General features: G+C 44.3%; 21 protein-coding genes and 1 pseudogene. 9 read left to right on the forward strand and 13 right to left on the reverse strand.

From position 1 onward, the window contains the following. Nucleotides 1-83: 83 nt before the first annotated feature. The 3 genes from MmiEs2_RS01070 to engB form a co-directional block, all read right to left on the reverse strand. Entirely contained in the window at nucleotides 84-383 is a 300-nt protein-coding gene (locus MmiEs2_RS01070) for a 50S ribosomal protein L21e (protein WP_316559594.1), read from the reverse strand. Nucleotides 384-790: 407 nt separating this feature from the next. Then, entirely contained in the window at nucleotides 791-2,134 is a 1,344-nt protein-coding gene (locus tag MmiEs2_RS01075; protein ID WP_316559595.1) for a tRNA pseudouridine(54/55) synthase Pus10, read from the reverse strand. 12 nt (nucleotides 2,135-2,146) lie between these two features. Further along, nucleotides 2,147-2,776: a GTP-binding protein EngB gene (gene engB / locus MmiEs2_RS01080; RefSeq protein WP_316560213.1), complete on the reverse strand. Its 630-nt coding sequence runs from the start codon at nucleotides 2,774-2,776 to the stop codon at nucleotides 2,147-2,149. Between the two features lie 195 nt (nucleotides 2,777-2,971). Between engB and MmiEs2_RS01085 the strand changes: the two genes are divergently transcribed. Beyond that, entirely contained in the window at nucleotides 2,972-3,751 is a 780-nt protein-coding gene (locus MmiEs2_RS01085) for a Nif3-like dinuclear metal center hexameric protein (RefSeq protein WP_316559596.1), read from the forward strand. Nucleotides 3,752-3,867: 116 nt separating this feature from the next. Here the strand turns inward: MmiEs2_RS01085 and MmiEs2_RS01090 are convergent, their stop codons facing one another. Both MmiEs2_RS01090 and MmiEs2_RS01095 read right to left on the reverse strand, forming a co-directional pair. Next, the gene (locus MmiEs2_RS01090) at nucleotides 3,868-5,298 is read right to left on the reverse strand and encodes a right-handed parallel beta-helix repeat-containing protein (protein WP_316559597.1); all 1,431 of its coding nucleotides are present in this window, start codon (nucleotides 5,296-5,298) and stop codon (nucleotides 3,868-3,870) included. 263 nt (nucleotides 5,299-5,561) lie between these two features. After that, the gene (locus MmiEs2_RS01095) at nucleotides 5,562-7,175 is read right to left on the reverse strand and encodes a sodium:solute symporter family transporter (protein ID WP_316559598.1); all 1,614 of its coding nucleotides are present in this window, start codon (nucleotides 7,173-7,175) and stop codon (nucleotides 5,562-5,564) included. A gap of 276 nt (nucleotides 7,176-7,451) precedes the next feature. Between MmiEs2_RS01095 and MmiEs2_RS01100 the strand changes: the two genes are divergently transcribed. Then, nucleotides 7,452-7,736 (forward strand): DUF3784 domain-containing protein, encoded by a 285-nt coding sequence (locus MmiEs2_RS01100; RefSeq protein WP_316559599.1) that lies wholly within the window; start codon nucleotides 7,452-7,454, stop codon nucleotides 7,734-7,736. A gap of 151 nt (nucleotides 7,737-7,887) precedes the next feature. Here MmiEs2_RS01100 and MmiEs2_RS01105 read toward each other — a convergent pair whose 3' ends face one another. Continuing rightward, nucleotides 7,888-8,445, reverse strand: a complete 558-nt coding sequence (locus tag MmiEs2_RS01105; protein WP_316559600.1) for a hypothetical protein — start codon at nucleotides 8,443-8,445, stop codon at nucleotides 7,888-7,890. 340 nt (nucleotides 8,446-8,785) lie between these two features. On the opposite strand from MmiEs2_RS01105, the gene MmiEs2_RS01110 reads away from it, so the two are divergent. Further along, nucleotides 8,786-9,193 (forward strand): hypothetical protein, encoded by a 408-nt coding sequence (locus MmiEs2_RS01110; protein ID WP_316559601.1) that lies wholly within the window; start codon nucleotides 8,786-8,788, stop codon nucleotides 9,191-9,193. Between the two features lie 82 nt (nucleotides 9,194-9,275). Here MmiEs2_RS01110 and MmiEs2_RS01115 read toward each other — a convergent pair whose 3' ends face one another. Together MmiEs2_RS01115 and MmiEs2_RS01120 are read right to left on the reverse strand one after the other, a co-directional pair. After that, the gene (locus MmiEs2_RS01115; protein WP_420891230.1) at nucleotides 9,276-10,478 is read right to left on the reverse strand and encodes an aminotransferase class I/II-fold pyridoxal phosphate-dependent enzyme; all 1,203 of its coding nucleotides are present in this window, start codon (nucleotides 10,476-10,478) and stop codon (nucleotides 9,276-9,278) included. Between the two features lie 10 nt (nucleotides 10,479-10,488). Next, nucleotides 10,489-10,983 (reverse strand): Lrp/AsnC family transcriptional regulator, encoded by a 495-nt coding sequence (locus MmiEs2_RS01120; RefSeq protein WP_316559602.1) that lies wholly within the window; start codon nucleotides 10,981-10,983, stop codon nucleotides 10,489-10,491. Between the two features lie 418 nt (nucleotides 10,984-11,401). On the opposite strand from MmiEs2_RS01120, the gene MmiEs2_RS01125 reads away from it, so the two are divergent. From MmiEs2_RS01125 to comE, 6 genes and pseudogenes are all read left to right on the forward strand, one after another. Beyond that, nucleotides 11,402-12,256 (forward strand): ATP-binding cassette domain-containing protein, encoded by an 855-nt coding sequence (locus tag MmiEs2_RS01125; protein WP_316559603.1) that lies wholly within the window; start codon nucleotides 11,402-11,404, stop codon nucleotides 12,254-12,256. Further along, the gene (locus MmiEs2_RS01130) at nucleotides 12,253-12,963 is read left to right on the forward strand and encodes a GTP-binding protein (protein WP_316559604.1); all 711 of its coding nucleotides are present in this window, start codon (nucleotides 12,253-12,255) and stop codon (nucleotides 12,961-12,963) included. The genes MmiEs2_RS01125 and MmiEs2_RS01130 overlap by 4 nt, the downstream gene beginning before the upstream one ends. A gap of 1 nt (nucleotide 12,964) precedes the next feature. After that, complete coding sequence (locus tag MmiEs2_RS01135) at nucleotides 12,965-13,615, forward strand: (Fe-S)-binding protein (protein WP_316559605.1); 651 nt, start codon at nucleotides 12,965-12,967, stop codon at nucleotides 13,613-13,615. Continuing rightward, nucleotides 13,612-14,823 (forward strand): methanogenesis marker 16 metalloprotein, encoded by a 1,212-nt coding sequence (locus tag MmiEs2_RS01140; RefSeq protein ID WP_316559606.1) that lies wholly within the window; start codon nucleotides 13,612-13,614, stop codon nucleotides 14,821-14,823. Before MmiEs2_RS01135 ends, MmiEs2_RS01140 begins: the two co-directional genes overlap by 4 nt. A gap of 21 nt (nucleotides 14,824-14,844) precedes the next feature. After that, nucleotides 14,845-16,065, forward strand: a pseudogene (locus MmiEs2_RS01145) (cysteate synthase); the annotation flags it as partial. Beyond that, the gene (comE, locus tag MmiEs2_RS01150) at nucleotides 16,062-17,189 is read left to right on the forward strand and encodes a sulfopyruvate decarboxylase subunit beta (RefSeq protein WP_316559607.1); all 1,128 of its coding nucleotides are present in this window, start codon (nucleotides 16,062-16,064) and stop codon (nucleotides 17,187-17,189) included. The pseudogene MmiEs2_RS01145 and the gene comE, both read left to right, overlap by 4 nt. Here the strand turns inward: comE and hflX are convergent. From hflX to cfbB, 5 genes are all read right to left on the reverse strand, one after another. Continuing rightward, entirely contained in the window at nucleotides 17,175-18,470 is a 1,296-nt protein-coding gene (hflX, locus tag MmiEs2_RS01155) for a GTPase HflX (protein ID WP_316559608.1), read from the reverse strand. The genes comE and hflX overlap by 15 nt on opposite strands. After that, on the reverse strand, nucleotides 18,467-18,916 hold the full coding sequence (locus MmiEs2_RS01160) for a DUF2209 domain-containing protein (protein ID WP_316559609.1): 450 nt from the start codon (nucleotides 18,914-18,916) through the stop codon (nucleotides 18,467-18,469). Before MmiEs2_RS01160 ends, hflX begins: the two co-directional genes overlap by 4 nt. Before the next feature lie 20 nt (nucleotides 18,917-18,936). Then, on the reverse strand, nucleotides 18,937-20,010 hold the full coding sequence (endA, locus tag MmiEs2_RS01165) for a tRNA-intron lyase (RefSeq protein WP_316560215.1): 1,074 nt from the start codon (nucleotides 20,008-20,010) through the stop codon (nucleotides 18,937-18,939). Nucleotides 20,011-20,237: 227 nt separating this feature from the next. Beyond that, the gene (locus tag MmiEs2_RS01170) at nucleotides 20,238-23,318 is read right to left on the reverse strand and encodes an InlB B-repeat-containing protein (RefSeq protein WP_316559610.1); all 3,081 of its coding nucleotides are present in this window, start codon (nucleotides 23,316-23,318) and stop codon (nucleotides 20,238-20,240) included. A gap of 399 nt (nucleotides 23,319-23,717) precedes the next feature. Beyond that, a complete protein-coding gene (cfbB, locus tag MmiEs2_RS01175; protein ID WP_316559611.1) occupies nucleotides 23,718-25,172 on the reverse strand; it encodes a Ni-sirohydrochlorin a,c-diamide synthase in 1,455 nt (484 codons plus the stop codon). Nucleotides 25,173-25,174 lie beyond the last annotated feature (2 nt).

A 25,174-nucleotide genomic window follows, 5' to 3' on the forward strand; every position in this document is an offset into this window, starting at 1 on the left:
TGCAACTGAGTTTTTATTTATGAATAAAAAGAGTAAGGCTTAATTTTATTTAAATAAAATCAAGCCTTTCGTTTATTTTTTAATTAATTGTATTTTTGGGGTTTTAAGTGCTGGGGGAGGGAGATGACTTCTTTTTGAGCTCTTCCGTCTCTGACACTTAAAATATATGCGCGGCCGCGCTGACCAATCACTTTGCCGGTGGAGCCCTGGAATTTAGGGTTCGGGTGGCCGTGTTGGGTGCTTGCGTCGATGTCGATGTGGACCATTTGTCCTTCTTCGAATTCCTGAATGGCTCTGCTCGGTGCAGAAGTACCTCTCTCGCGAATCGAGTTCTTTAATTTATATCTTGTGCAGCGTCTTTCGCCTGCTGATTTTGATGACATTTTTAAATCCTCCTAAATAATGACGTTAACGTTGTCATGTAGTGATGGGATGAACGTAATTTATGAACCGAAACCGGTTCTTGATCAATATTTTGATCGTTTCAGAAATTGCTCTTTAAAGGGCAGTCCCTGTCAGCGGTTTAGTTTCGTTTAAGCCGCTTTTTCTCTTGATAATGAAAAAACAATTATTTTCATGCGTTTTTAATCAAAGTTAAGCCATGAATAATTATTTTGGTATATTAAGTTTATCGAATAGAAGAAAACAGAATACAAATCCAACCTTAATAAACATATGCTTTTTCGGATTTGATTCTGTTTGTTTTTCATGATTTTTCGTTTAAATTAAAAAACGCAGGACGATTTTCAGAATTTTGAAAAGCTTGCAGGCTCGCGCGCGGTGCCGCATTTCACTCTGCGTCTTTAATGTCCACTTCAATAACGTCCAATTCGTCCACTTTCGCGCCGATGCCGAGAAGTCCCGCAATGCTTGGAACAGTCCGGCCTTCATCGCTTGACGTCAATTCTTTGACGTAAAGGCCGCCGTCGCAATGAATTTTCACCCACGCGATATCAAATGTCCCTTCGGTTTCCGTTCGCTCCAATTCGGCGGTGTGCACGGTTCGGTTGCGGCACAAATCAGCGCGTCTGTGTTTGACGCGATTGGGCGTGTTCTGATTGATTTCTTTCCCTTCCAATTCTTTTAAAACGGTTGTCAGCACGTCGTTTGTCACCGGCGCTTCAAATTTAATTTTGAGGCGGTATGTTTTTGTCGCTTTCTCCGTTTTCAGTTTTTCAACCATATCTTTGCCGCAAATCGAAAGTTTGGAAACTTCGACTTTTCCGGCGGCGTATTCGTTGATTTCCTTTTCAAGCGCCGCCAAATCCAAAGTTCGAATCAGTGGTGCTTTTGCTTCCAAAACAAACGGGCGGCCTGTTCCGAGCATGAGCGCGTCAATGTCTTCTCGGCCCGCGCCGTGGAAAACAACGTCTTCCGATTGCGCGGCTTTCCAAAGCGGGTAGCCGGCCAGTTCGCCGACGGATTCGGGATACTGTTTGCCGGTGCCGCCGCAGTTGTCGCAGCCGCTGCCGTGGCAGTTTCTGCACGGCCATTTGGTTTGCGGAATGCCGCGGACTTTCTTTTGATATCTGCCGTAAATGTAAAGCGAGCGAATGTTTAAGTCCGCTTCTTTCTTGGCAATATCAAATGTAATCATGATATCGGGATTGGAAAACGCAACCGTTTTGCCGGTTTTTTGTGAAATGATTTTTCCGATTTCGCGGTTGAGTTCGCTTTTCAGCTGTTCGGCGTAGGCGGTTCCGGCTTGTTCCCACAAAATTTCTTCGTTTTCGCTGAGAAGACCGCTGAGTTTTGTGCCGGCCAAAAACGTTTCGTATTCAATTCCCTGAAGTTTTTCAATTGCCATGTCCGCCCAGAAATCCAAATTTTTGAAAATGTCTAAGCAAACCCAACATTTTTCAACGGCGGGCTCGGCTTCAATTTCCGTTTTGTTTTCTTTTGCCAATGTTTTTTGAGCGTGAATGCTGGAAGGCGCGATTTCTAAGAGAAGCGCGTCGTCGCCGTCGTCTTTGAAGCGGCGGTCAGCATCCATGGCAAGCGCCAGTTTCACAGATCTGCCGCGCTCGTCATTGGAAAGCCCCGTTGATAATTTCGCGAATTGGCGGCCGAGGCAGTGATCGCAAATCGGTCCTTCCGCGATAATTTTTTCGGCAATTTCATGAATCGTTGTCATTTTTTCCTCTCCTCATTTGAAATGTTTAAACAAATCGTCGCGTTTCATTTTATGGAACTCATTTTTCAAATGCGATACAAGCGGTCGAATGTCGCCGCCGCGAGCGCTGACCGGCGCAACAAGCGCGCCGCTTTCTTTCCAGTTTCCTTCGTATCCGAAAATTTCAACGACATCATTGAGCAACGCATCTTTTTCATCTTCTTTGACGCGATCCATTTTGTTGGCGGCGATAATCGGGATAATTTCCATTTCTTCCAAGAAATCGTGAAGTTCCAAATCAATCGGAATTTCTTCGCGCGCGTCCCAGCGCTCAACGATTTCAACAAACGCCGGCCCGTCAATGACTTGAACCGCCAAAAAAATGCGGTCGGCATGCTCTTCGATATATTGAACAATATTGTTTTTCACATCTTCTGATTTCTCTTTTGTAACGCCTGACATGAAACCGAAGCCCGGCATGTCGGTGATTAAAAAGTCGTCAAAATAAAGGTGTGTCGGCTTCAGCGTCACACCCGGACGTTTTCCTGTCCGGACATTTCGGCCGGTCAGATTTTTCAAAAGCGTGGATTTTCCGACATTGGACCGGCCGACAAAAACAACTTCAAAAGTGACGGCATTGTTCTTCTTCTCGATTTTTTCCATCGTTTTGACTTTCTGGCGGCTTTTCAATTTCGCTAAATTTTTCTTTCTTTTAATGCCGTGTTTCGGCTTATGGGACACGGGAGGGATTGTCATTTTCTTAACCTCTTTTATTTGGGGGTGATTGGAGATTGATTTAATCAAGAAATCAATCAGTCTCTTGTATGGGCATGAATATTGTCGTCTTCTATTTAAAGGATGCAGACCTTTTTTGAAATTATGAAGCAAGAGGATTTAATTCAATTACTGGAACAAATCGCGCCGCCCGAAATTGCTGATGATTTCGACAACGGCAGAATCGGTTTGATTTTAGATTTGCTGTACACAAAAAACAGAAATATTCAAAAAATCGCTGTCACATTAGATGTCACGGATGCCGTTCTTCAAAAGGCGGCGAATTTCGGCGCAGATCTTTTGATTTGCCACCACACACCGCTTTTTCATCCGATTATGGTGATTCCCGAAGATTTGGCAAAACGCCTGAAAATCGCGTTTGACAACAACATTTCCATTTACGCGATGCACACCAATTACGATAACGCGGAAGGCGGCATCAATACTGTTTTGGCCGACATGTTCGGACTCAAAAAAACATTCATGACGGATTTCGGGATCATCGGAACGGTTGATCCGATTGAAACGGAAACGTTTGTCAAAACCGTTTCCGAAAAGTTAAACGCGCCGCTTCTTTACGCCGGCGATAAAACGATTCGAAAAGTAATGATTTGCGGCGGCAGCTGTCTCAACCGACACGCGCTTTCCATCGCCAAAGCAAACGGCGTTGACGCGTTTTTGTCTTCCGAGCTCAAACACAGTGACGTTTTGCGTGAGCGCGGCGACATGACAATTATTGACGCCGGTCATTACGCGACGGAAAATCCGGGGATGCGCGTTTTGGCACAAAGGCTGAAAACGGAAATCGGCGATAAAGTCGTGATTTTGTTTATTGATGATAATCCCGAATTAAAATCAATTTAATTTCAAAAAACAAAAAATAAAGAAATCATCTTGCGATGATTTCCATTTTTTTAATTTTTTGATTTTTAGTTTTTATTTTCGGATTTTTTATTTCCTGATTCTTTTTTGTTTTTTATTTAACAGGCTTCAACCCAGAAAATCAAAGTGCCGTCAACATTTCCTGTGCCGGAATAATCAGCGGGAACTTTTAAGACAACTTCTGAAATTTCGGTTTCGCCATTTTCAACAACTTTTTCAAAGTCGGGCCAGAATTCGTTATCAATCCAAATGCCTCTCTTGTACAAATCATCAGATGATTCGGTGACTTCCGCGGTCACTTTGACATCACAGCCGCCGCTGTTTGTAATTTCAAGATCTTTGGGCGCGCTTGTCTGTCCCGCGGCCAAGTCGCCGAAGTCAAGAGAGTCGATTGAGAATGAAACCGAAAGCGACGGTAAAATGTTTGTTGTCATTGAAATCGGATTTCCTGTTTTACCGGGCTGCGGTCCTGGAATTTCCGGTTCTTCGGGCTGTTCGGGATTCTCGTTTCCGGATTCTGCGGAATACGCGGCAAAAGAATACATTAACGGAGAAAGATCGGCATACTTGTCCAAAATTGTTTTTTGAGTGCTTCCGATTCCTTTGCCGTTGTCGGCGCCGTCATAGTCGTCGCCCCAGTAATTGCCGGGATTTCCGGTCCAGGATTGGCTGTTGTAAACGAGAGTCAGGCTGCTCGGGCTGTTGAATGAAACAACGTCCGGAAGCGCTCCGGAACTTGCAACATTTCCGCCGGCGTTGTCAAAAATGTTGTTCAAATAAATTTCGTTATTTTCACCGGCGGCGTAAAGGTAAATTCCTTTTTGCGTGTTTCCGGAAATTGTATTTTTCGTAATCACGGCGTTTGCGGTTTCCGCTTTCCACAAACGGATTGCTTCGCCGGCATTGTTTGTAATGGTGTTGCCTTCGATGAGCGCATCGCTTGCATTTTCAAGACACAAGATTCTGGCCGCGTTGCCGCTTCCGGAAAGCCCGGATAATGTGTTTCCGATGATTTGAACCTCATTTCCGGTGACGTTAACGGCAGTCGTAAAACCGTTCATGTTTTTGACGATATTGTTTTTGAAAACAGCGCCGTCTTTGGCAAGCTTAATGCCGTCTTTGTGCGTCAGGCTGTCAAAAATACAATTTTCAATGACGGCATCGTTTGCATTTGTTTGAAGATTGATGCCGTTGGATCCGTTGTAAATCGTCACATTGCGGAGAACGAAGTTTTCTTTTTTCGGAATGATTGAAAATCCGCCTAAATCCAAAATCACGGTTTCGCGATCCGCGCCTTCAATCGTCAGTGTTTTCCCGACGCTGATATTTGCCGACGTTTCATAAAGTCCGGCGCTGATGAGAATCGTGTCGCCGTCAGAAGCGGCTGTCACGGCTTCGGGCAATGTTTGGAAATCAGCTCCTGTCGCGCCGACGGTCCATTCCTTTGCGGCTGCCGTTCCGGTCAGCGCGAGCAAAATCAAAAAAGAAAGCAAAAGTGCTTTCCCGATGTTTTTAAAATTGTTTTTCATAGTTATCCTCTTTTATTTGTTAAGATGGCAGCAAACCCTGAGACAAAACGATTTACTGCAAATGAGCCAACCTCTTAAACATTAATAGGCGTTCTGATTTTTTCAAAAACGATAACTATATCAAGGAAAAATAATCCGCGAAATTATAAAATTTCGCTGACAAGTTTTATCAAAAACGTGTGAAAAGTTCAAAAAAAGTTGTAAAAAATTTAAAAAAATAAAAAAAGAAATGAACGGGAATAATTCCCGTCAATAATTTATTCTTATTTTTTCGCAAGCTCAGGCCATTTCAAAACATTGCCGTCCGTGTCCGTCAGCGGAAGCGGCGGGTGTTTCTTTTGCGTCAGAAGCGATACCGCAAACATCGCAATGCCTGAGAAGAGCCACGGAATAAACGTGAAATAAATTTCCCATTCCGCGTCGGGCGGAACGATCACAAGACCGCCTGCCTGAATCGATAAATAAAGGCAGCCCAACATCGAAAACGTAATGCCGACAAGCATGGACGCGATTCCGCCGGGAACATTCGCCTTTTTCCAGAACAAACCGCAAACGACCGCCCAGAATAAACAGGCGAACAAAAGCGTAAATCCGAAAATCATCAAATCATACAAACTGACGGCAAGCATACTGATGCCGATACAGAAAATGCCGATAACGACGACCAATATTTTCGTCAGACGAATGGCTTTCATATCGTTTTCAACCGTTTGTTTTTCGCCGACCGTTCCCGGAATCAAAACCGTTGAAATGACGGCAGCTGATGCGAAAATCGTTGAGCTTGATGTTGACATAATCGCGGCCATCAAAGAGCCGATGAAAATTGCCATCGGAATTGGGTGAAGCAGTTTTTGAGCAAGCATCGGGACAATCACTTCGGAATCACTGGCAAGCGTCGCCAATTCTGGACCCGAGAAGAAGCCGAGCTGTGTCATCACAATGCCCAAAAGACCGATGAAAATCGGACCGAGGCCGGCAATCCAGTAAAGACCGGCGCCTGCGACAAGACCACTTTTCGCGGCTTTTTCATCTCTTGCGGTCAAAACACGCTGCGTGATGTCTAAAGAGGCCAAACTGCCGAGACCCATACCGCACCAGGCGGCGGCCCAAAGCAAAATGCCTTTCACCGTGCGCACCATGCCGCTTGGATGATCGGGATCAGCCGACGGGAAAAGCGTCCAGAAATCGTTGGGCGTATTCTCTTTGATGATGCCGAGACCCGAAATCATATTATTCAAATTCAGCGTGAAATCGGGATTGCCGCCGGCTGCGATGTAGCAGACAGCTGCCGGAATCAAAACTAAAAGACCTAAAATAATAACAGCGGCTTGAATGTTGTCGGTCCAAATGACCGCGAGCATGCCGCCCATGTAAGTGTAAACGATAACAATACCGCCGGCCAAAAGCATACTGATCCACGGTTCGACGCCGATGAATAAATTCAGCATTTTGCCGATGGCAACCATTTGAACGGCTGTCCACGCAATCAATGTCGGAACCGAAAGAATAGACGCGACGTACGCGCCGCGTTTTCCGAATCGAATGCGGTACATTTCGCCAAGCGTTCCCATTTTCATTTTCAGCAAAAGCGGGACCATAAACATGGCCATAATAATAAGCGTAATACCCGAAGCCCACGGGTCGGCAACTGTGCCTAAATTGTATGAGTCAAGAGCTGCACCTGCGCCGCCCATAACCGTTCCGCCACCCCAGAATGTCGCAAAAAGCGTTCCGCCAATCAACAGCGCGCCGACATTTCTGTTTGCAACCAAATACCCTTTGGAAGAGGAGGACCCGATTCTTTGGGTCACGAAACCGATGATGAGCATCGCAATGAGATAAATCGCAATGATGATGATTTCTATACCTATTTCCATAATTTCTCAAGAACGTAAAACAAAATTCTGGTTTTAAACATTGCGTTTCAATTTCGTTTAAAATCTGTTTCTGCGGTTCATGAAATATTGCTTTTTCCGAATGGAAAAAATATTTTCAAAAAAAGAGAAAGTTTTTTAAGCTGAATTTCTCTTTATCGGTCTTTTTCCGACACGTTAGGGATTATTCGTTTCTGCAAACCTATTTATGATTCGTTTTCCTAAATTCCGTTTTGGAGGTTTTTCATGGACGCGAGCTTTCTAATTTATTTATCAGTGATGTTATTTTCAAGTTTTCTTTGTCTCATGTTGGGTTATTTCATCTACAACGGAAAAACGGATTTAATTCACGATTATCATCAAAAAAATGTCACCGATTTCAAAGGGTACGGTCAAAAAATGGGGTTTGCCATGATTTTAATCGGCATCGCTCCTTTGGTCAGTGTATTGCTGTGGCCTGTTGACGTAATTCTATCCGTTGCCGTTTTAATAATTATTCTGATTGCGGCAGTCGTTTGGATTTATTTCATTCAGAAAAAATACAACGGCGGCGTTTTCAGCTGATTTTTTCAATCGAGTTGGGTTTTAAAAACAAATGCAAATTGTGAGTTCTATTTTGAAAAATCCAAGAAAATGTGCGGCACGCGCGCGAACGGCGGCAGCTGTAAAGTAAATGTTGAATTTAAAAAGAAAAAGTGAAACAAAAAATTTTGTTTCACAAAATATATTGGTTTTCTACCCAAACTGAGTATTTGATTGTATTTGAATCCCATAAACTGGGTTCTATGAATGTAAACATTAAATTCTGCGTTCCTCTTCCGTTTAAATACACAGGCTGGGATTTTGTCCAGTTTTTATTTCCTTGATAAACAGTCGTCCAAACAACGGCATTTCCGTCACCGCCATAATTGTGAACGCTGACATCTACATATGTGTAATAATGCAAACCGGAAATGTCGGTTCGAATATTCTTACTTGTAATTTCAATACTCGGGGGAACTTTTACCCATTGCGCTGTATATGTCACATTTTCGGTCACAACAGATTTAACCGAAGGCGACCACCCATTGAAATCATATCCCGGTTCACCAATGACAGCCGGTGCTTTTGGAGTTGCGGTACCGTTTGTAAGATTACTTGTCGTTTGGCTTGAAAAGGTTCCATGGTCTCCCGGCGCATAAGTAACCGTGTACTCTTCTTCAATACATCCGGATACACCGAGTACAATTCCGATTATGATAATTCCCAATACGGCGGCAATTTTCATATTCATTTGTTTTTTATTGTTATTTAACCCCTTAGATAAAAACAAAAACGAACGATTCATTTTACACCTCTCTATTAATAATTAAGCAGAATTTTCATACCAATTTTATTGCATTTTGTTCTACTTCTTAAAAATATTATTTTAACAACCTTTTATTTAATAATTTTCCTAAAAAATTATTATTTTAACAATTTAGAAAAAAATGTTGTATTTATACGTCTAATACTTAATATTTTTTAATAACCTCAAAATAACTTCAATGGCAAATGATTCAAATGTCGAACAAATCCCCAAAGATTTTCTCACTCATAAAAAGAAAACAATCACGGTTACAATAAGTGAGAATTTGTCTGAAAAAATAGATGGGGAGTTGCTTCAAACATCGGAATTTTCAAATGTTTCTGATGTTATCAATGTCGCCGCCGCGGAATTTGTCGGACAGCTTTCGATTTATGAAAACGATCCTTTTTTTGATTATTCAATGATTCATCAGCTGATTGCAGAGACTGACAGCGAAACAAAAAACATATCGGTTTCCTTGAGTTTCTATCTTTTTAATAAATTGGAACATCTTTCCAAAATGACAAAATTAAAGCGTTCCGTCATCATCCGAATCGCTTTAAATGAATTCTTTAAAAGATATGATCATTCTTTGTCTTCGGCATCCGAGACGCATAATATTGAAGATGTTAAAAAAGAGTATTTGAAATCGCTCATTAAAGACGTTCTTAATGAGATGAAATCGGAACTTTAAATTTTTGATTTATTTGAAAATCAAATAAATTCTTTTTTTAAAATTGTAAAAATATGAAACAAAGTTTCCACTTCGTTTCATTTTAAATCGTTTTTAAGAAATCTTCAAACCGGTCCAGCGCGATTTTAATATCGTCGCGCGATGTCGCGTAAGCGCATCTCATGTGACCTTCGCCGGCCTCGCCGAATGCGGTTCCCGGGATTGTGATAACATGCTGGTCGGCAAAGAATTTGTCGGCGAATTGTTCCGATGTCAGCCCCGTCGATTTGATGGACGGAAACGCATAGAAAGCGCCTTTGGGCTCGAAACAATCTAAACCGAGGCTGTTAAAGCCGTCAACGATTAAAATGCGGCGGCGGTTAAATTCGCGAACCATGGATTTCATTTCCTCTTCGCCGTTTTTGAGCGCTTCAATGCCGCCGATTTGTGATGTCACAGGCGCGCACATCATGCAGTATTGGTGAATCATCATCATTGCGGAAATCAGTTCAGGCGGCGCTAAAATGTAGCCGAGGCGAAGACCTGTCATCGCGTACGATTTTGAAAATCCGTTGAGAAGAATCGTTCTTTCTCTCATGCCGTCGATTGCGGAAAACGGCGTGTGAACGCCGTCGTAAGTCATGCATTCGTAAACTTCATCCGAAATCACAATCAAATCATGCTTTTCAATGATCGGCGCGATTCTTTCATAATCCTCGCGCGTCATGACGGCGCCGGTCGGATTATGGGGGTAATTGATAATAATCGCCTTCGTCTTCGGCGTGATTTTGGCTTCGAGTTCCTCCGGCAAAATCTTAAATTCATTTTCGGCGGCCGTTTTAACGACAACAGGAACGCCGCCGCTTAAAATGATTTCGGGAATGTAAGCGACATAAGTCGGCTGAACGATGAGAATTTCATCTCCAGGATCCGTCACCGCGCGAATCGCAATGTCTAACGCTTCTGAAACGCCGGTTGTCACGAGAACTTCTTTGTCGGAGTCGTAATCCATTCTGTAATCTCGTTTGTATCTCTTGACGATTTCTTCGCGCAATTCGGGAATGCCGTAATTGGAAGTATAAGCGGTTTCGCCTTTTTCAAGTGAATGAATGCACATTTCGCGAATATGCCAGGGTGTCACGAAATCGGGTTCGCCGACGCCGAGAGAAATCACATCTTCAATGCCTGCCGCGATGTCGAAATACTTTCTGATTCCTGACGGCGGCACATATTGCATTTTGTTGGTGATGTATTTTGAATAATCGAGATCCACTTTTCTCGGAGTTTGTTTTGGAATTTGCGTCATTTTTTATTCCTCACGGTGAAACTTGAAGTCTTTTCAGCTCTTTTTTCTCTTCCAAAATTACACCGTCTTCTTTGAATGTTTTTAAAATGAAGTGTGTCGATGTGCTCTGAACTTGGTCGAGCGTCGCGATTTTTTCCATGACAAAGGTTGCGATATCGCCTGTGGATTTTCCTTTGATCATGAATTCCAAATCATAATCTTCGCCTGATATGATACGCAGTGACCGGACTTCCGGAAATTTGCAGATTCTGTCAGCCAATTTCTGATATCCGTGACCCCTTTTAAGTGACGCTTTCAAATGGACAAACGCGTACGCGTACGGACCTTCGACTAATGACCAATCAATGATTGTTTTATAGCTTCGAATCACGCCCGCCGCTTCAAGCGTCCGAATCATTTCTCGAACTTCAGCCGGCGGAATTCTGGTGAGTTCTGAAATTTCTTCGGGAGTCGCTTTCGCGTTTTGTTCCAGAATTTCAAGAACGTCCTGTGTTTGTTTATCCATTTCTGTTAACTCCTTTTTTGAGTTGTTTGCAAGAAGTCTGCCTCATATGAAAGCGGCAGAATGTGGTTATGAAAACTTGCGTAAAATTAGAATGAATCAATGTATATAAAGGGAACGAAAACGGAAAAATAACATGTCAATTCTTTTTTGAATTCATTTATGCCTGATTCGGATAATTTTTGAATATATTCTACAAAAGTATAACCCAACTCGGTCGAATTTATGATTTTTCAATATTATGACAATTGTACAATTTTTAAAATATTCAATTTATCTTCTTTATACGACTCGTCATGTTTTCAAAAAATTCGCATTTTTCATTCTTTCCTTTTTGTACAATAAATTCAGTTTTGTGCCAACATTCATATTTAATTAATCAAAATCACTCTCTATGTCCTTTTCAAAAACAATTCATTCATTGACAATTCTTCCCGGCAAAAATAAATGCGGTGCAGTTGAAACATTTTCCGAAATCATCCTTTCGCCCGGCGATGTTTTATCCGTTGTCGGCTCAACCGGTTCCGGAAAAACAGCTTTTATCAACGACATCGAAGTCTTAGCTCAAGGCGATACCGCAACCGGTCGCACAATTCTCATCAACGGCTGTTTGCCGCCGGATGATTTCATTCGCGACCCGTCTAAAAAACCGATTGCAATGATTACTCAAAATACGAAATGTTTAGCGGATTTAACCGTGCGCAAATTTTTGGAAATGCATATCCGTTCCCGAAAAATCTCCGAAAACGATGTTTTGGAAAAAACGATTTCTACCGCCAACAAATTCACGGGCGAAAAAATTCATGCCGACATGCGTGTTTCATCTCTTTCCGGCGGTCAAACCCGCTCTCTTTTCATCGCCGATGCCGTCATTATTTCCGATACACCGATTCTTCTTTTAGACGAATTGGAAAATGCCGGAATTTTTAAAGAAAAAGTCATCGAAGAACTTCGAACGCTCGGCAAAACAACAATTTTTGTCACACACGATCCGTATGTTTCTCTTTTAACCGACCGCCGAATTGTCATGGAAAACGGAACCGTGAAATGTATTTTAGAACCGAACGGATGTGAAAAAGAAGTTTTGTTGCGCATTTCCGGAATGGATCGAGAACTTTCCGCTTTTCGGGAACGTATCCGGAGGGGAGAAATTCTGGCCGATTTAAATCTTACTGATTCAAACCACGTCGACTCAACCCACACCGACTCAAATTTTGCCGATCCGAATTTGGTTGAGTCAAATTCTGTCGATTTAAAAAAAGAGGTTTTCACATGACAGTTCGTTTGATTACGGTTGCCGGTCCTCCGAGCGCAGGAAAGACTGCCGTTGTTCGCCAAATTCTCAAAAATCTGCTCCCGGAATTTAAAGCCGCGTATTTGAAAATCGATGTCGTTCGAGCTTTTGAAGATGAAGAACTCGCCGCCGAATTTAAAATCCCGACGAAAAAAGTTTATTCCGGCGACATGTGCCCCGATCACATGGGAATTATGGTTCTTCAGGATGCGGTCGAGTGGGCCGAATCCGTCGGCGCCGATTACTTAATTTATGAAAGCGCGGGACTTTGTCTTCGATGTACGCCTTACACGTCTCATTCTTTCGGGCTGTGCGTCGTTCCGGCGATTTCCGGAATCCATACGCCGCTTAAAATGGCGCCGATGATTACTTTTGCCGATGCCGTCATCGTTACAAAAATTGATTTGGTGTCCCAAGCCGAAAAGGAAGTTTTCAGAGAAGCTGTCCGCGAAGTCTCTTCTGAAATCGATATTATTGAAACCGATGCCCTTTCCGGAACAAATATGCGTTATTTGCTGAAACGAATCAAAGAACTTCCAAAAACCGATTCAAAGCCGGATGTTCTGCGCGGTGTTCCGCCGCTTGGCGTGTGCACCGTCTGCGTCGGAAAAACAGATGTCGGCTGGCAAAATCACTTTGGTGTTATCCGCTCATTGGATTCTCCCGAAAATCTGTTTCGAGGCGAATAAAATGTCCGAATCAAAACAATGGACACCGCCCGGGAAAAATTGCGGCGTCTGCGGCTTTCAAACCTGCGCCGATTTTTCAGCGGCAGTTGCCCGAAAATCTAAAGCCGTTTCCGATTGCATTTTCTATTCCGGCAAGTCTTCGTCTTCTAAAGAATCGCCGTTCCCGATAATTTCCGATTCCTGTTATTCCGGAACGGACGTGACGGGAATGCCTTATGATTTTGTCATTCACGCTTTTCCGAACGAGCCGTCCGCTCGAAAAATCATTTTGCCGTTTCGTCCGGATTTAACGGAACGAATGGACATTCGGGCGGACGATTTGGTTCTCGGAAGACCGGCCGGCGCCGGATGTCCCGTTCAGCATGTTCTTAAAGTTCGCGAAGCAGATCCCGTGACGGGCGTCATTATCGGGTATGTTGTCAGCCCGGCAGAAGCACGCGAAAATTCCGAAATTAAAGATGTGAAAATGTATCATATGATCGGGTTTGAAGGGCGCGCGCAAGTCATCTCAAATCCGCCGGAATTCGGTAAACGTTATTCGTTTCTTCCCGGATTTTGCATGATGCATCGGGCGCATTCGGGACTTGTCAATTTGGTTTTGAACAAACCATCCGGAATTCATGTTCGCGTCGAAGGGGTGATTGTTTTATGATGAAGGCAGCTCAAAATGAAAATAAAATTCGCGTGATGACGGCATCCGAATTTAAAACAAAAATCCGCGAAGGAAAAATTCCGGCGATTGATGAAATCGATGCCGTTACCTGCGGAACATTCGGCATAATGTCCGGAACAATCGCCGTCTTTTCATTTCAGGCGACGGAAGCCGGTGTTTTTGGAAAAGCAAAATCCGTTTTTTTCAACGGTGTTCCGACTGTCATCGGTCCCTGTCCGAATGAAAACAACGGTTTTATTGATTTAATCGTTCTCGGAACCGCCGTTTCCAAAGATTCAGAAAAGTATGGCGGCGGCCGATTGTTTAAAGATCTCGTTTTGCGCCGCGCAATTCTCGCAGAAATTGAAACGGATAACGACAGTTTTACAAAAACACTGACGATTGACGATTTTAATACCGCCCGAATAATTCTCACACGCGGCGCTTTTAAAAATTATACCGCTTTTGTCAACGTTTCCGATGAATCCGTTTCAACAATATTTTCCGTTCGGCCTCTCAAAGGCGAATCGGAAGAAGCAACCGTCTCCGGCTGCGGTGAAATCAATCCGCTTCAAAACGATCCGTTTTTGAAACATCACAAACCGGGGACTTTTGTTTTAATTAACGGCGCGCCCGGAATTATCATCGGAACGGGGACGCGAAGCACAAAAGATAAACCGAATTTATCCGCGGCAGCCGATATGTTTGAAATGAATCCCGATTTGATGGGCGGCTTTGTCACCGCAAAAGGTGCCGAATGCCTGACATCCGTTGCTTCCGTCATTCCGATAACGGACACCGAAACATACGCCGCGCTTCAAATAACGGATGAAAAGATTTCCCTTCCGATTATTGACGTCTCATCGCGCCGAATCGTTGCCGAAACGACGTATGCAGCTGTTTGGAAAGGAGTTGATGCCGAAATTTCCGTTTCTCCTGAAAAATGTAATCGGTGCGGCGAATGCGCAGCGGCGGCGTTTTGTCCGACCGGCGCGATTTCAGATTCTTGTATTGTTTCCGATGAATGCGTTTTTTGCCTGTCATGTACGTCCGCTTGTCCGAACGGTGTTTTTACCGCAGACGGCGGCAGTCTTTTCGTAAACGGCAAAACAGTGCCGATTCGTTTAAGACAATCTGATCGGCGGCGCGGCGAAAAAGCGGCTTCTCTTCTTAAATCCGAAATCGAATTCGGCCGGTGGGTGATTTAAACGGGAAATTATCGGCTCAAATGTTTCGGCGGCAATGAAATCCTGCCGCCGGATTATTCTTTTTTGGAATGCTGCAACCATTTCGGTCTTCTTCAAACGGTTTATCAAAATAAACAGTTCAGCGTTCGCCCCGAGCTTCCCGGACTGTTTCGCTATTTTGATTGGCTTCCCGTTTCTGAAACAATCCCGACAACTGCTTGTCCGATTACGTTTCAAAACAAAAACATCTCCAAAACGGTCGGACTTCCCAATCTTTGGTTCACATTTACAGGCTGGGCGCCCGAAATCGGTGCTTACGCAAAAACCGGCTCTTTTAAAGAACTGGAAGCGTATCCGACGCTTTCACGCGCGCCGCATACTCAGTCCATTGTCGTCGCATCCGCCGGAAATACGGGACGTGCGTTTGCACAAGCTTGCACGGAAACAGGCGCATCCGTTGTTTTGCTTGTTCCGGAAACTTCATTGGATTCGCTTTGGACGGTAACGCCTGCCGGCCCGAATATCAAATTGATTGCCGTTTCCGGTGATTATTCGGATGCGATTCGCCTTTCTGAAAAACTGTGCGCATCAGACGGTTTTGTTTCCGAAGGCGGCGCCAAAAATGTTGCGCGGCGCGATGGTATGGGAACGGTTATGCTCAACGCCGCAGAAACAATCGGCCGCCTTCCGAATCGCTATTTCCAAGCCGTCGGCTCGGGAACAGGCGGCATTGCCGCGTGGGAAGCGTCAAAGCGGCTGATTCAAGACGGTCGGTTCGGATCATCGCTTCCGAAATTACATCTGATTCAAAATCAGCCGTTTACGCCGATGTTTTCGGCTTGGAAACGCGGCAGCCGAGACATAAATGCTTCGGATTTCTCCGACTCTTCTATTGCTTCAGTTTACTCTCCTGTTTTGACAAATCGGACGCCGCCTTACGGAATTCCGGGCGGCGTTTTTGATGCGATGTGCGCCTGCGGCGGCGATATTTCCGCGGTTGATAATTCGAGTGCGAAAGAATCGTTTCGAATATTTGAAAATGAAACCGGAATTGATTTGGATCCGGCGGCAGCGGTTGCGTTTGCCGGTTTGATTCAGGCGGCGGAAAACGGAATCGTTTGCGCCAATGAAACAATCGTTTTGAATTTGACCGGCGGCGGTTTTAAAAAAATCGAAGAAGATCTCGGGAAAATTCCGATTGATGTCGCCGCCGCCGTTTCTTCGGAATTTTCCGCAAACGAACTCAAAGAGGTTTTAAAATGATTGAAGAAAACGTCATTGAAATTTTAAAAGAAGAAGGAATCGACCTTGCCGTTTCTCTTCCCTGCGACAAAAACAAACGTTTCACGTCTTTGCTTTATGATTCTTTCAAAACGGTTGACATCACGCGCGAAGAAGACGGCGTCGGCATCTGTGCCGGTGCTTATCTCTCCGGCAGAAAGCCGTTTTTGTCAATTCAAAGTTCAGGCCTCGGCAATATGCTTAATGCTTTGATGTCGCTGACGTGTGTTTACAAAATACCGCTTCCGATACTTGCCAGCTGGCGCGGCGGACCGGATGAAACGATTGAAGCGCAAAAACCGTTCAATCAAAAATTGCCGGAACTTTTAGACGTTTACAACATTCCGTATCGTATTTTTGCAAAAAGCGCCGATTTGAAAAACTTAAGCGAAATCATAAAAACCGCTTATGAAAAAAATACGCCGGCTGTTGCTTTAATTCTGCCGTCTGTTTGGGAATCTTCGGCGGATTTGCTCGCGAAACCGACAGAATATCTGCCGCGAGACTGCCCGAATAAAACGATTTCATTTGACGGATTCAAAGATCTTTCTATGAAAAGACGGGATGCGATTTCCGCAATCGCGGAAAATGTTCCAAAAGACGCCGTTTTAATTTCAAATATCGGCATCCCTTCCAAAGAATTATATGCTTACAAAGACCGCGAATTAAATTTCTACATGCTCGGCAGCTACACGCAGGCTTCCGCAATCGGACTCGGCTGCAGCCTCTGTTCAAGGCGCGCGGTTTACGTCATTGACGGCGACGGCAGCCTGCTCAGCTCTTCCGTTTTGCCGGTGATCGCTGCCGAAAATCCTGCAAATCTGACAATTTTCGCATTGGACAACGGCACTTTCGGAAGCACCGGAAATCAAATCAGTCCGGCTTACAAAACTGCGGATTTGGCAGTCATTGCTCAAGGTGCGGGTTTTTCAAACATTTCAAGAGTTTGTACAAAAGAAGCGCTGCAAAATATCTTTACTGAACGGCAAAACGATGCCGCTTTTGTTCATGTTCCGATTCTTCCCGGAAATTCGAATGTCTCAAACATACCGTTTTCAGCGGAAAATATTAAAAAAAGATTTAGGGCGGCTTTATTGCGCTTTTGAAACCGCGTCATCCGCTCTCGCCATCACATCTTCCGTCGCGCTGAATTCAAACGTCATGTATTTCCCGTATAAAATTTCTTCAACAACGCCGTTGTCGTAAAACCAGGACAAGGCGGCAGCGCCGCGTTCGTCGTTCGGGAGCGAAATCGTTTTCGTCACAAGCAGCGGCAGGTTTTCATTGATTTTATTAACCAAATCCTGTATGCCCATTCCTGTTTTGGCGGAAATGAAAATCGGATTGTAAATCAAATGCTCTAATTCCTGAAGCTTCCTTTTTCGTTCCGCCGGTTTCATCGTTTCCGATTTGTTGAGCACGGTGATGATATTGGACGTGCTTTTTTCCCAAAGCGTTTCGTGGCTGATCATCAGTTTCTTTCGAATATGTTCCGCCGGTTCGCTGAAATCAACGACGAGCAAAATCATGTCGGAAAAATAAATGCCTTCAAGCGTTGAGCGAAAAGCGTCCACCAAAAAGTGCGGCAAATCTTCAATGAAGCCGACCGTATCCGTCAGCAGAATTTTGCGCTTATTGATAAGAAGCGCTCGTGTCTTTGGAATCAGCGTCGTGAAAAACATATTTTTGGATTCCGTTTCCTCATCCACGAGCGCGTTAAAAAGCGTACTCTTGCCGGCGTTTGTGTAACCCGCGAGCGAGACAATGAAAAAACCGTTTTTATGACGATAAACACGGCGCGCTTCTTCTTCCAAATCCGCTTTTTTCAATTCCGCCGTGATTCTCGCAATCCGTTTCTTAATGTCCTGCTCGTAAGAATCTTCATAATCGCCGAGACCGCCCCAGCCGGCGCGCTCTTCCTTCTTGGAAAGCGACACAAGCATGCGCGCATTCGGCAGCTCGTAGCGCAGGCGCGCAAGCTCCACCTGCAATTTGGATCGGTGCGTTGTCGCGCGCTGTGCAAAAATGTCTAAAATCAGCTGAAATCTGTCCATCACGCGGCAGCTTGCACCTGCTTCATTGCAAAGCTTTGAAATATTGTAAATTTGAGACGTTGACAGCGGGTCATAAAAAATGACGCGGTTCGCTTTTTTGTCCCGCGCGGCGATTGCAATTTCTTTTGCTTTGCCGCTGCCTACATTATATTTTCGATCGGGATAGCGCTCCTGTGTGATGATATCAACAACGCGGTCATTAAGTGCTTTTGTCAATTCTGAAAATTCCTGAAGCTTTCTTGAATTGTCTTCCGCGTCCGAATCGGGGTCAATGCGCATGACAAGAATCACATTCCGGGAAGCGTCCGCGCCGTTTTCTTGGTAAGGATTCATTCGACATCACCGTCCGTTTCGTTTTCTTCGCTTTCCTCTTCACTTTCGTAACGAATGTCCATTCCCGTTTCTTTGAGCAATAAATTCCGCGTCGAAAGCGAAACATAATGCGCAAGCTCAATTGCTTTTCGCTCGCCGATGGATTCTTGATAGCGGATTTCTTGTGAAAACAAAGTTTTTGATAAATTTTCGTCCAAATTAAAAAGATCGCCGCGCTCAACAATCAGCGGTCCTTTCTTCTTGATTTTCGCCGCCGTCGTTTCAATGATTTTCACAATATCGGGCAGTTCCAGCGGTTTGTTAAATAAAAAAGCGTCGGTGTTAATTTCATTGACACGCTCAATCGATGTCGGTGTCATTTCAAGGGACGCGGCGGCGCAAACCATATAATAGCCGGCATCAATCCGATGCCTTCCCGAAATATCGACTGCAATTATCGTAAACATGAAAAATCAGTCTCTCGCTGTTACATTTTAATGCGCTCAAATTCAACATATTCGCGCTTGCCGCCGAAATCCGCCGCGTAAATCATTCTTTTGTGAACGCTGTTTGCCAAGCGAATCGCGCCCGATGTCGCCGGCAAATGGAATTCATAATCCGTCGAAATCGCGTTTAACAAAAATTCCGAGTGCGGAATCTTGTCCAGCGACTCGACTTTGCGGTAAACGCGGAAATGCGTTCCGAATTTAAAACCGGTTTTCGGAACGAATCCTTTCTCTTTGAGCTCTTTGTAAATCGTATATTTTTTCGAAAATTCGGAATCAATGAGGGAGGCTTTTTTAGAAAAATCCTCATTTGAAAGCCTTTTTCCGTCCATTTCGTAAAGTTCCAAAACTCCGTTTTCCGCCAAATACAAAGACTCGGGCAGCGAGAGCAAAAGGCGCTCGTCGTCCATTTTTCTTCCAAAAAATGCGCGGTTGTAAAGTAAATCCGCAGTTTCCTTGTCCGATAAAATCACGCGCTCTTTAAACAAAACCGCTTTCACCGGCTTTTCTTTCTTTGCTTCCGCCGGATACGGCGCGGACATGCCGCCTTCGAAACTGCCGACTGCATCGGAACGTTTTACATCGTAAAATGTAATGTCGCTTTCTTCATCGACAACGGCGAGAATGAATTGTTTTCGCACATTCTGCGCTTCATTAATGAGTCCGAGAAGTTCTGACAGCGGAATCGGAACGCGTTCCGATCTCACGAAAACGTAGCTCTTCGCGGATCCTTTTCCCGGCTTTCCGCCGCGCGGATAAACTCTGAAATCCGTCGCGGAAGATTGAACGTAATAGCCGCGTTCTTTCAAATCTTTGTAAACGATGTATTTGAGTTCGAAAAAATCTTCGGCAAGCGCCGCAAATTGAATAAATTCGTCAAAATCCAATTCTTTGCCGTTTTTCAAAATCGCAATTTTGCCGCGTGACAAAAGGTAAGCGGCTTCAACAAAGCGCAGCTGAAGACTGCCGTCGCGCGGCCGCCCGAAGCCGCCCGTCTCGTAAAGCGTTGCGACAGCTTGCGCGTCCCCGACAACATAGTTTCCTTTAATCTGCATTTTCAAAAAGCACACCTGACTTGTAACTGATGACAACTAAACATTGATTCAAGTTAAAAAAGATTCCGTGACTTCGAATTTATCAAATGAAATCAAAATCGAATGAACAAAAAACGAATGAACAAAAAACGAATGAACAAAAAACAAACGACAAACCAAAAAACAATTTGTCAAATTATCGAACAAAATTGAAAAATTAAAAAAATGAAATGAGAGCGAATCTCATTTCATTCCTCGTCCTGTTCTTCTTTTTTGAAGTAGATGAAAATCACGATTGCAATCGGGAACAGCAAAATGATTGAGTTTTTCAGGACCGGATTTCCGGGAACAATCGGTGTTTCAAAACCTTCCGCCGCCGCGTCAGGCGCGCCGCTGTCTCCGAGTCCGCCGCCGTCTTCTTTGTTTTCTTCTGTCGGCGGCACAATTGCCGTTCCGCCTCCTCCGCCGCCTTTTTCAAGGCTTTCGAAATTGGCGTAAACAATCAAATCTCTTGTAATCGTCACAGGAAGCGCGCTCCAGCCTGTAAATCTGTATTTGTATTCACCGTACGCGTCCGGAATAATTTCGACCAAAGGACGAACGGCGACAGGAATTGCCTGAACGCTGAGCGCGCCCTTTTCGACTTTGAATTCGTATTGAGAAGTAATTCTTCCTTTATTCAAATCAGCATCGCGAATCGCAAACGTGACTGTAAAGTATTGAACTTCTTCCCACGTCGCGTACAAAGTCGTGCCGCCGGCAGGAATCAAGAAGCTGTCGCCGCAGTCATACTGAGGCGTTGTTGCTCCCGGCGTTTCCGACCAGCCTGTCAAAACGTATCCGCTTCTCTTAAACGTCTGATTGTCTCTTAAAGCGTATGCGCGTCCTTCAATCACCGTGTCCGTTTTCGTCTCCGATCCGCCGTAATTCGAATTGTAAATCAAATTGACGAGCGAACTTGAATCAGCGTAAACGGCTTCAAAATTGACATTTCCGTAAATCTTAATCGTGGAATCCGGATAGTAAATCATGCCGGTTTTGTCCTTTTCCTGCCAGCCGGCCAAAATCATGGAATCCTTTGTCAGCGCCGCGTTTTTAACCGGTGCCAAAGCGTTTACTTTGTACGTTTCGGGATCTGTCGGGACAGTTCCGCTTCCGCCGTTTTCGTCATAAGTCACTTTGAATCCGTCGGTTTTGTACAAACCGTAAATCACAGCATTCTTCTCGATGCCGATCATGAAATCATAAGGCACAATCAATCCGTTGTTCAGCGTGTGATACCATCCTTTGAAAACGCCTAAACCAGGATAAGCCGTGCCGATTTCAAGGAAATAAGAATCCGCGTTGACAGGCGCGTGCACTGATTCGCCCAGCTTCACATTCTGAACGCCGAGCGGCACGCCGCCGTTTTGATCCAAAAATGTCGCGGTGACGCCTTCATGCTCCCACTTCGCGAACAATTCCAAATTTCCGTTCGGCATGAGCGCGTTTTCCAAATCATACGGCTTTTGATATTCGCGGTCTTCATACCAGCCGACAAAGACGTAATTTGTTCGTGTCGGGTCAGCCGGCATGTAATTTACCAAAGGCTCTTCAAACATTATGTTTGTTTGACCCGTAATCGCGCTGCCGCCTAAAGTGTCAAATTCAAGGCCGAATTTTTTGCGGTCATAAACAAAATACTGCGTGAAGCTTATCCCCGAAATGTCTTCCAACTCTTCCGTCACCGCATTTAATTGAAGCGCATATTCCGTTAACGCCGTTTCACCCTCGATGCTCTTCGGTTTGAAAGCAGAACCGTTTGAAATTGCGACTTGACTGTATTGAGTGGCGTTAATATACACTTTGCCGTTGTATTCAACGTAATCCACGCCCAATGTTCCGGTTTTTCCTTCACCCGGGAGTGCTTCAAACATGTATCTTAAATTTGTGTCCAGGCCGTTGTTAATCCAATAACCGCTTAAAGTGAATTCGGTTTCCGATCCGTTTCCGTAAGTCGAATCCGGCAGCATTTCTTCGGTTACGATTTGTCTCTTTGAAACCCAAACCGTATTCACTAAAGAACCTGTCTCGGCATTTAATCCGAGCGGAATCAACCAGCCCTGGAATGAATATCCCGAAGCAGCTGTTTGAATGCTGAAATTATCATTTCCGTTCACCGGCCAAATTTTTTCAACATCCATTCCAAGTTTGAGTTGAATCGAATATTGATCCACTTCGTTCGTCGTGTTTGTATACGTTTTTGCAGGGGACTGACTGCTGTCAATCATGGAGGCGGAACTGTTGTTCAAATAATAATACAAAGTGTAAATCGTGTTCGTGTAATAAACATTGACAGCGGTTGAGCCGTCGCCTTCGACGATGGCCGGAACGGAGCGCGAAAATTCGCTGTGTTTTGGGATGTAATACGAATAATCAGAATTCATATCGGATTCGGTGATTTCAACCGTCGTGCCGGCAAGTTCCCAAATCACAAACGAGTCATGATAAACATAATTGTTGGCATCCGTTTTATCAAACAGAAGCGGAAGATTCTCTTTTTCTTTCCAGATGATGACTTTCACTTCGGGTTTGTTAACGCTGTCCGCTTTCCAAATCGCGTACAGTGTAAATGATTCTGTGACGGGCGCCGAGAAATCATAGGCTGCTCCCAAATTGGTCGGGTTTGCGTTCATCGTTTTGCTCCAAAACGCGAAATTGTATCCGACGCGTGTCGGGTCTGCCGGCTCGGCTGCGGCTTCGTTGATGCCGATTAACTGGTTATCGACAGGAGTTCCCTTCATCGAATTGAAGTAAATGTAATAGGAGTTGTCATAAATCGGTCTTAAAATAATGTTGCTGTTCACGGGCAGACTGAAATCATAAATGTCATAGGTGTCTCCGATGACCCAATAAACAAAAACGTCATTGGTCCCGCTCGGCGGCGCTTCGGGGGGTACAACATAATCATCGGCTTCCACCAATTGCGTATAATAAATGTCGCCATCGGCATCTTTGAATGAAATCAGATGTTTATCGGAATATTGCGCGAACAAGTTCAAATTGCCGGTTACAGGCGTTGAAAAATTGTATAAATTATCATGCCCGTTTAATTCGGTGGACCATCCGATAAATGAAACCATGCCGGAAGGAATCGCCGGCGCGAGCGGCACGGATGCGCCCTGCCCGATGATGACTGTTTCTGTCTCGTATTTCTCCCCGTTCGCATAAAATGTCACTATCGCGGTCGGTTCTCCGGCGGATACTTGCGCCGGAGCAAGACTCACGACCAGTAAAATGAGAATCAAGGCGGTGAGTGTTTTTTTGAATCTGTTCCCGTAATTTTTCATATTCTGCTCCGTTTTATTCGCATTTATTCGTTATTGGTATTATTTACTGTTAGAATGTTTATTGACAGTCTAAATGCTTTTTGATATAATTTATACAGTTGGTATATTATTCTATGTTCTTTTGTATGAATCCTTTTATTATATAACTCTTTTTTTTGACATTTGCATGGACTTCTCAAAAAAAATGTATCTCTTGGTGTCGATTTATTTCAGCTGTCCTCTGAAAATTTTAAAATGTAAGTTTTTGCCATCGGTTCTCTGGGTGCTGAAAATTGAAATTAATTTGTAATGACAAATTATAATTATAAATTAAAAAAGATGAAAATAAATTAAAAAATAGTTTAAAAACGAAATATCTTTCGTTTTTTCAAAAAAGCAAAAATATCAAAATAAAAAGAATCATTTTTTATTCTGATAGTCTCGCGCGCTTTTAACGAATTCTTTGGCAAAATCCGTATAAGAAGAGCCGTGATAATGAACATACGTTCCGATTGTGTTTTTCGAAATCATGCCGTCTTTTTTATCCTTTATTCCGATACCGCGCGAAATATCAATCGCGTATTCGATGTCGTCTGATATGTTTTCCAAAATCGAATGGTGAAATTCGTGTGCGATGAACTGATTTCCTTTCTTTCCGATCGGCGTGTCCTTTTCAAAAACGCCGTTCGTGTAAGTGACAACGCGTTTTCCGCTGCCGTAAACTGTTTCGCAGTCAAAGATTCCGACCATATCAAACGAAACATCCGGCGCGTCGCGCGTTTTAATCGTCATGTTTTTCGTCAAATAATTCATGCCGGCCGACTCGGCAAAAATCGGCATTCCTGCGACCGATGCTTCTCTAATTGATTCTTTCATGTACTCATTCAGAGAAAGCTCAAGCGCGAAAATTTCAGGCGTTCCGCCACCGATGTAAACCGCGTCAACATCCGGCAATTCCGAATCTCGAATCGGGCTGAAAAATTCGATTTCCGCGCCCTGCGCCTGCAGCAAGTCCATGTTGTCCGGATAGTAGAAGTTGAAAGCTTCATCGAAAGCCACGCCGATTTTCGGCGCGATTTCGCCGGGAATCTTGGGGCGTTCTTCAAAACGGCTTTTTGCCGGCGCCTGAATCGGTCCGGCTGTGTTTGCGATTTCAATTAATTTTTCCAAATTCACGCTGTTTTGAACCGTTTCTTCAATCACTCGAATTCTTTCGGCGAATCTGTCGTACGTTTTTCGACCTTCCGGTATCGGAATTAAACCGAGTTCGCGCATCCAAAAGTCGAGCTCCGGATTTCTGTAAACAACGCCGATGACCGGAATTCCCGTCACGCTTTCAATCGCCGTGATTGCTTTATCCGCGTGGCGCTGGCTTCCGACATTGTTTAAAACAACGCCTGCAATATTGACATCGGGATCAAACGACGCAAACCCTTTAATGAGCGCCGCGCACGACCGCGTCATGCTGCGCGCGTTAATCACCATAATGACGGGGCATTTTAGCATTTTCGAAATCTGCGCCGTACTGCCCATGTCGGTGTCTGCGGTTAATCCTTCATACAAACCGCGAACGCCTTCGATGACGGCAATGTCCGCGCCTTTTTCGTCGTTTTCCAAAGAATTGCAGGCGTGAGTAAAAACATCAATGACGCCCTCTTCTTCCATCAAATAGCCGTCCAAATTTCGGGAGCGGCGGCCTACAATTTCCGTATGGTATTCTGGATCAATGTAATCAAGCGCCACCTTAAACGGTTGAACGACATAGCCCTGCGCCTTCAAAGCGGCCATAATGCCCATTGAAATCGTCGTCTTTCCCGAGGATGAGCGGTCGGCAGAGATTAAAATTCTCGGAATTTGGCGGTTGTCGGATGTCATTT

It is taken from the genome of Methanimicrococcus stummii, assembly GCF_032594435.1.
Lineage (GTDB): Archaea > Halobacteriota > Methanosarcinia > Methanosarcinales > Methanosarcinaceae > Methanimicrococcus > Methanimicrococcus stummii.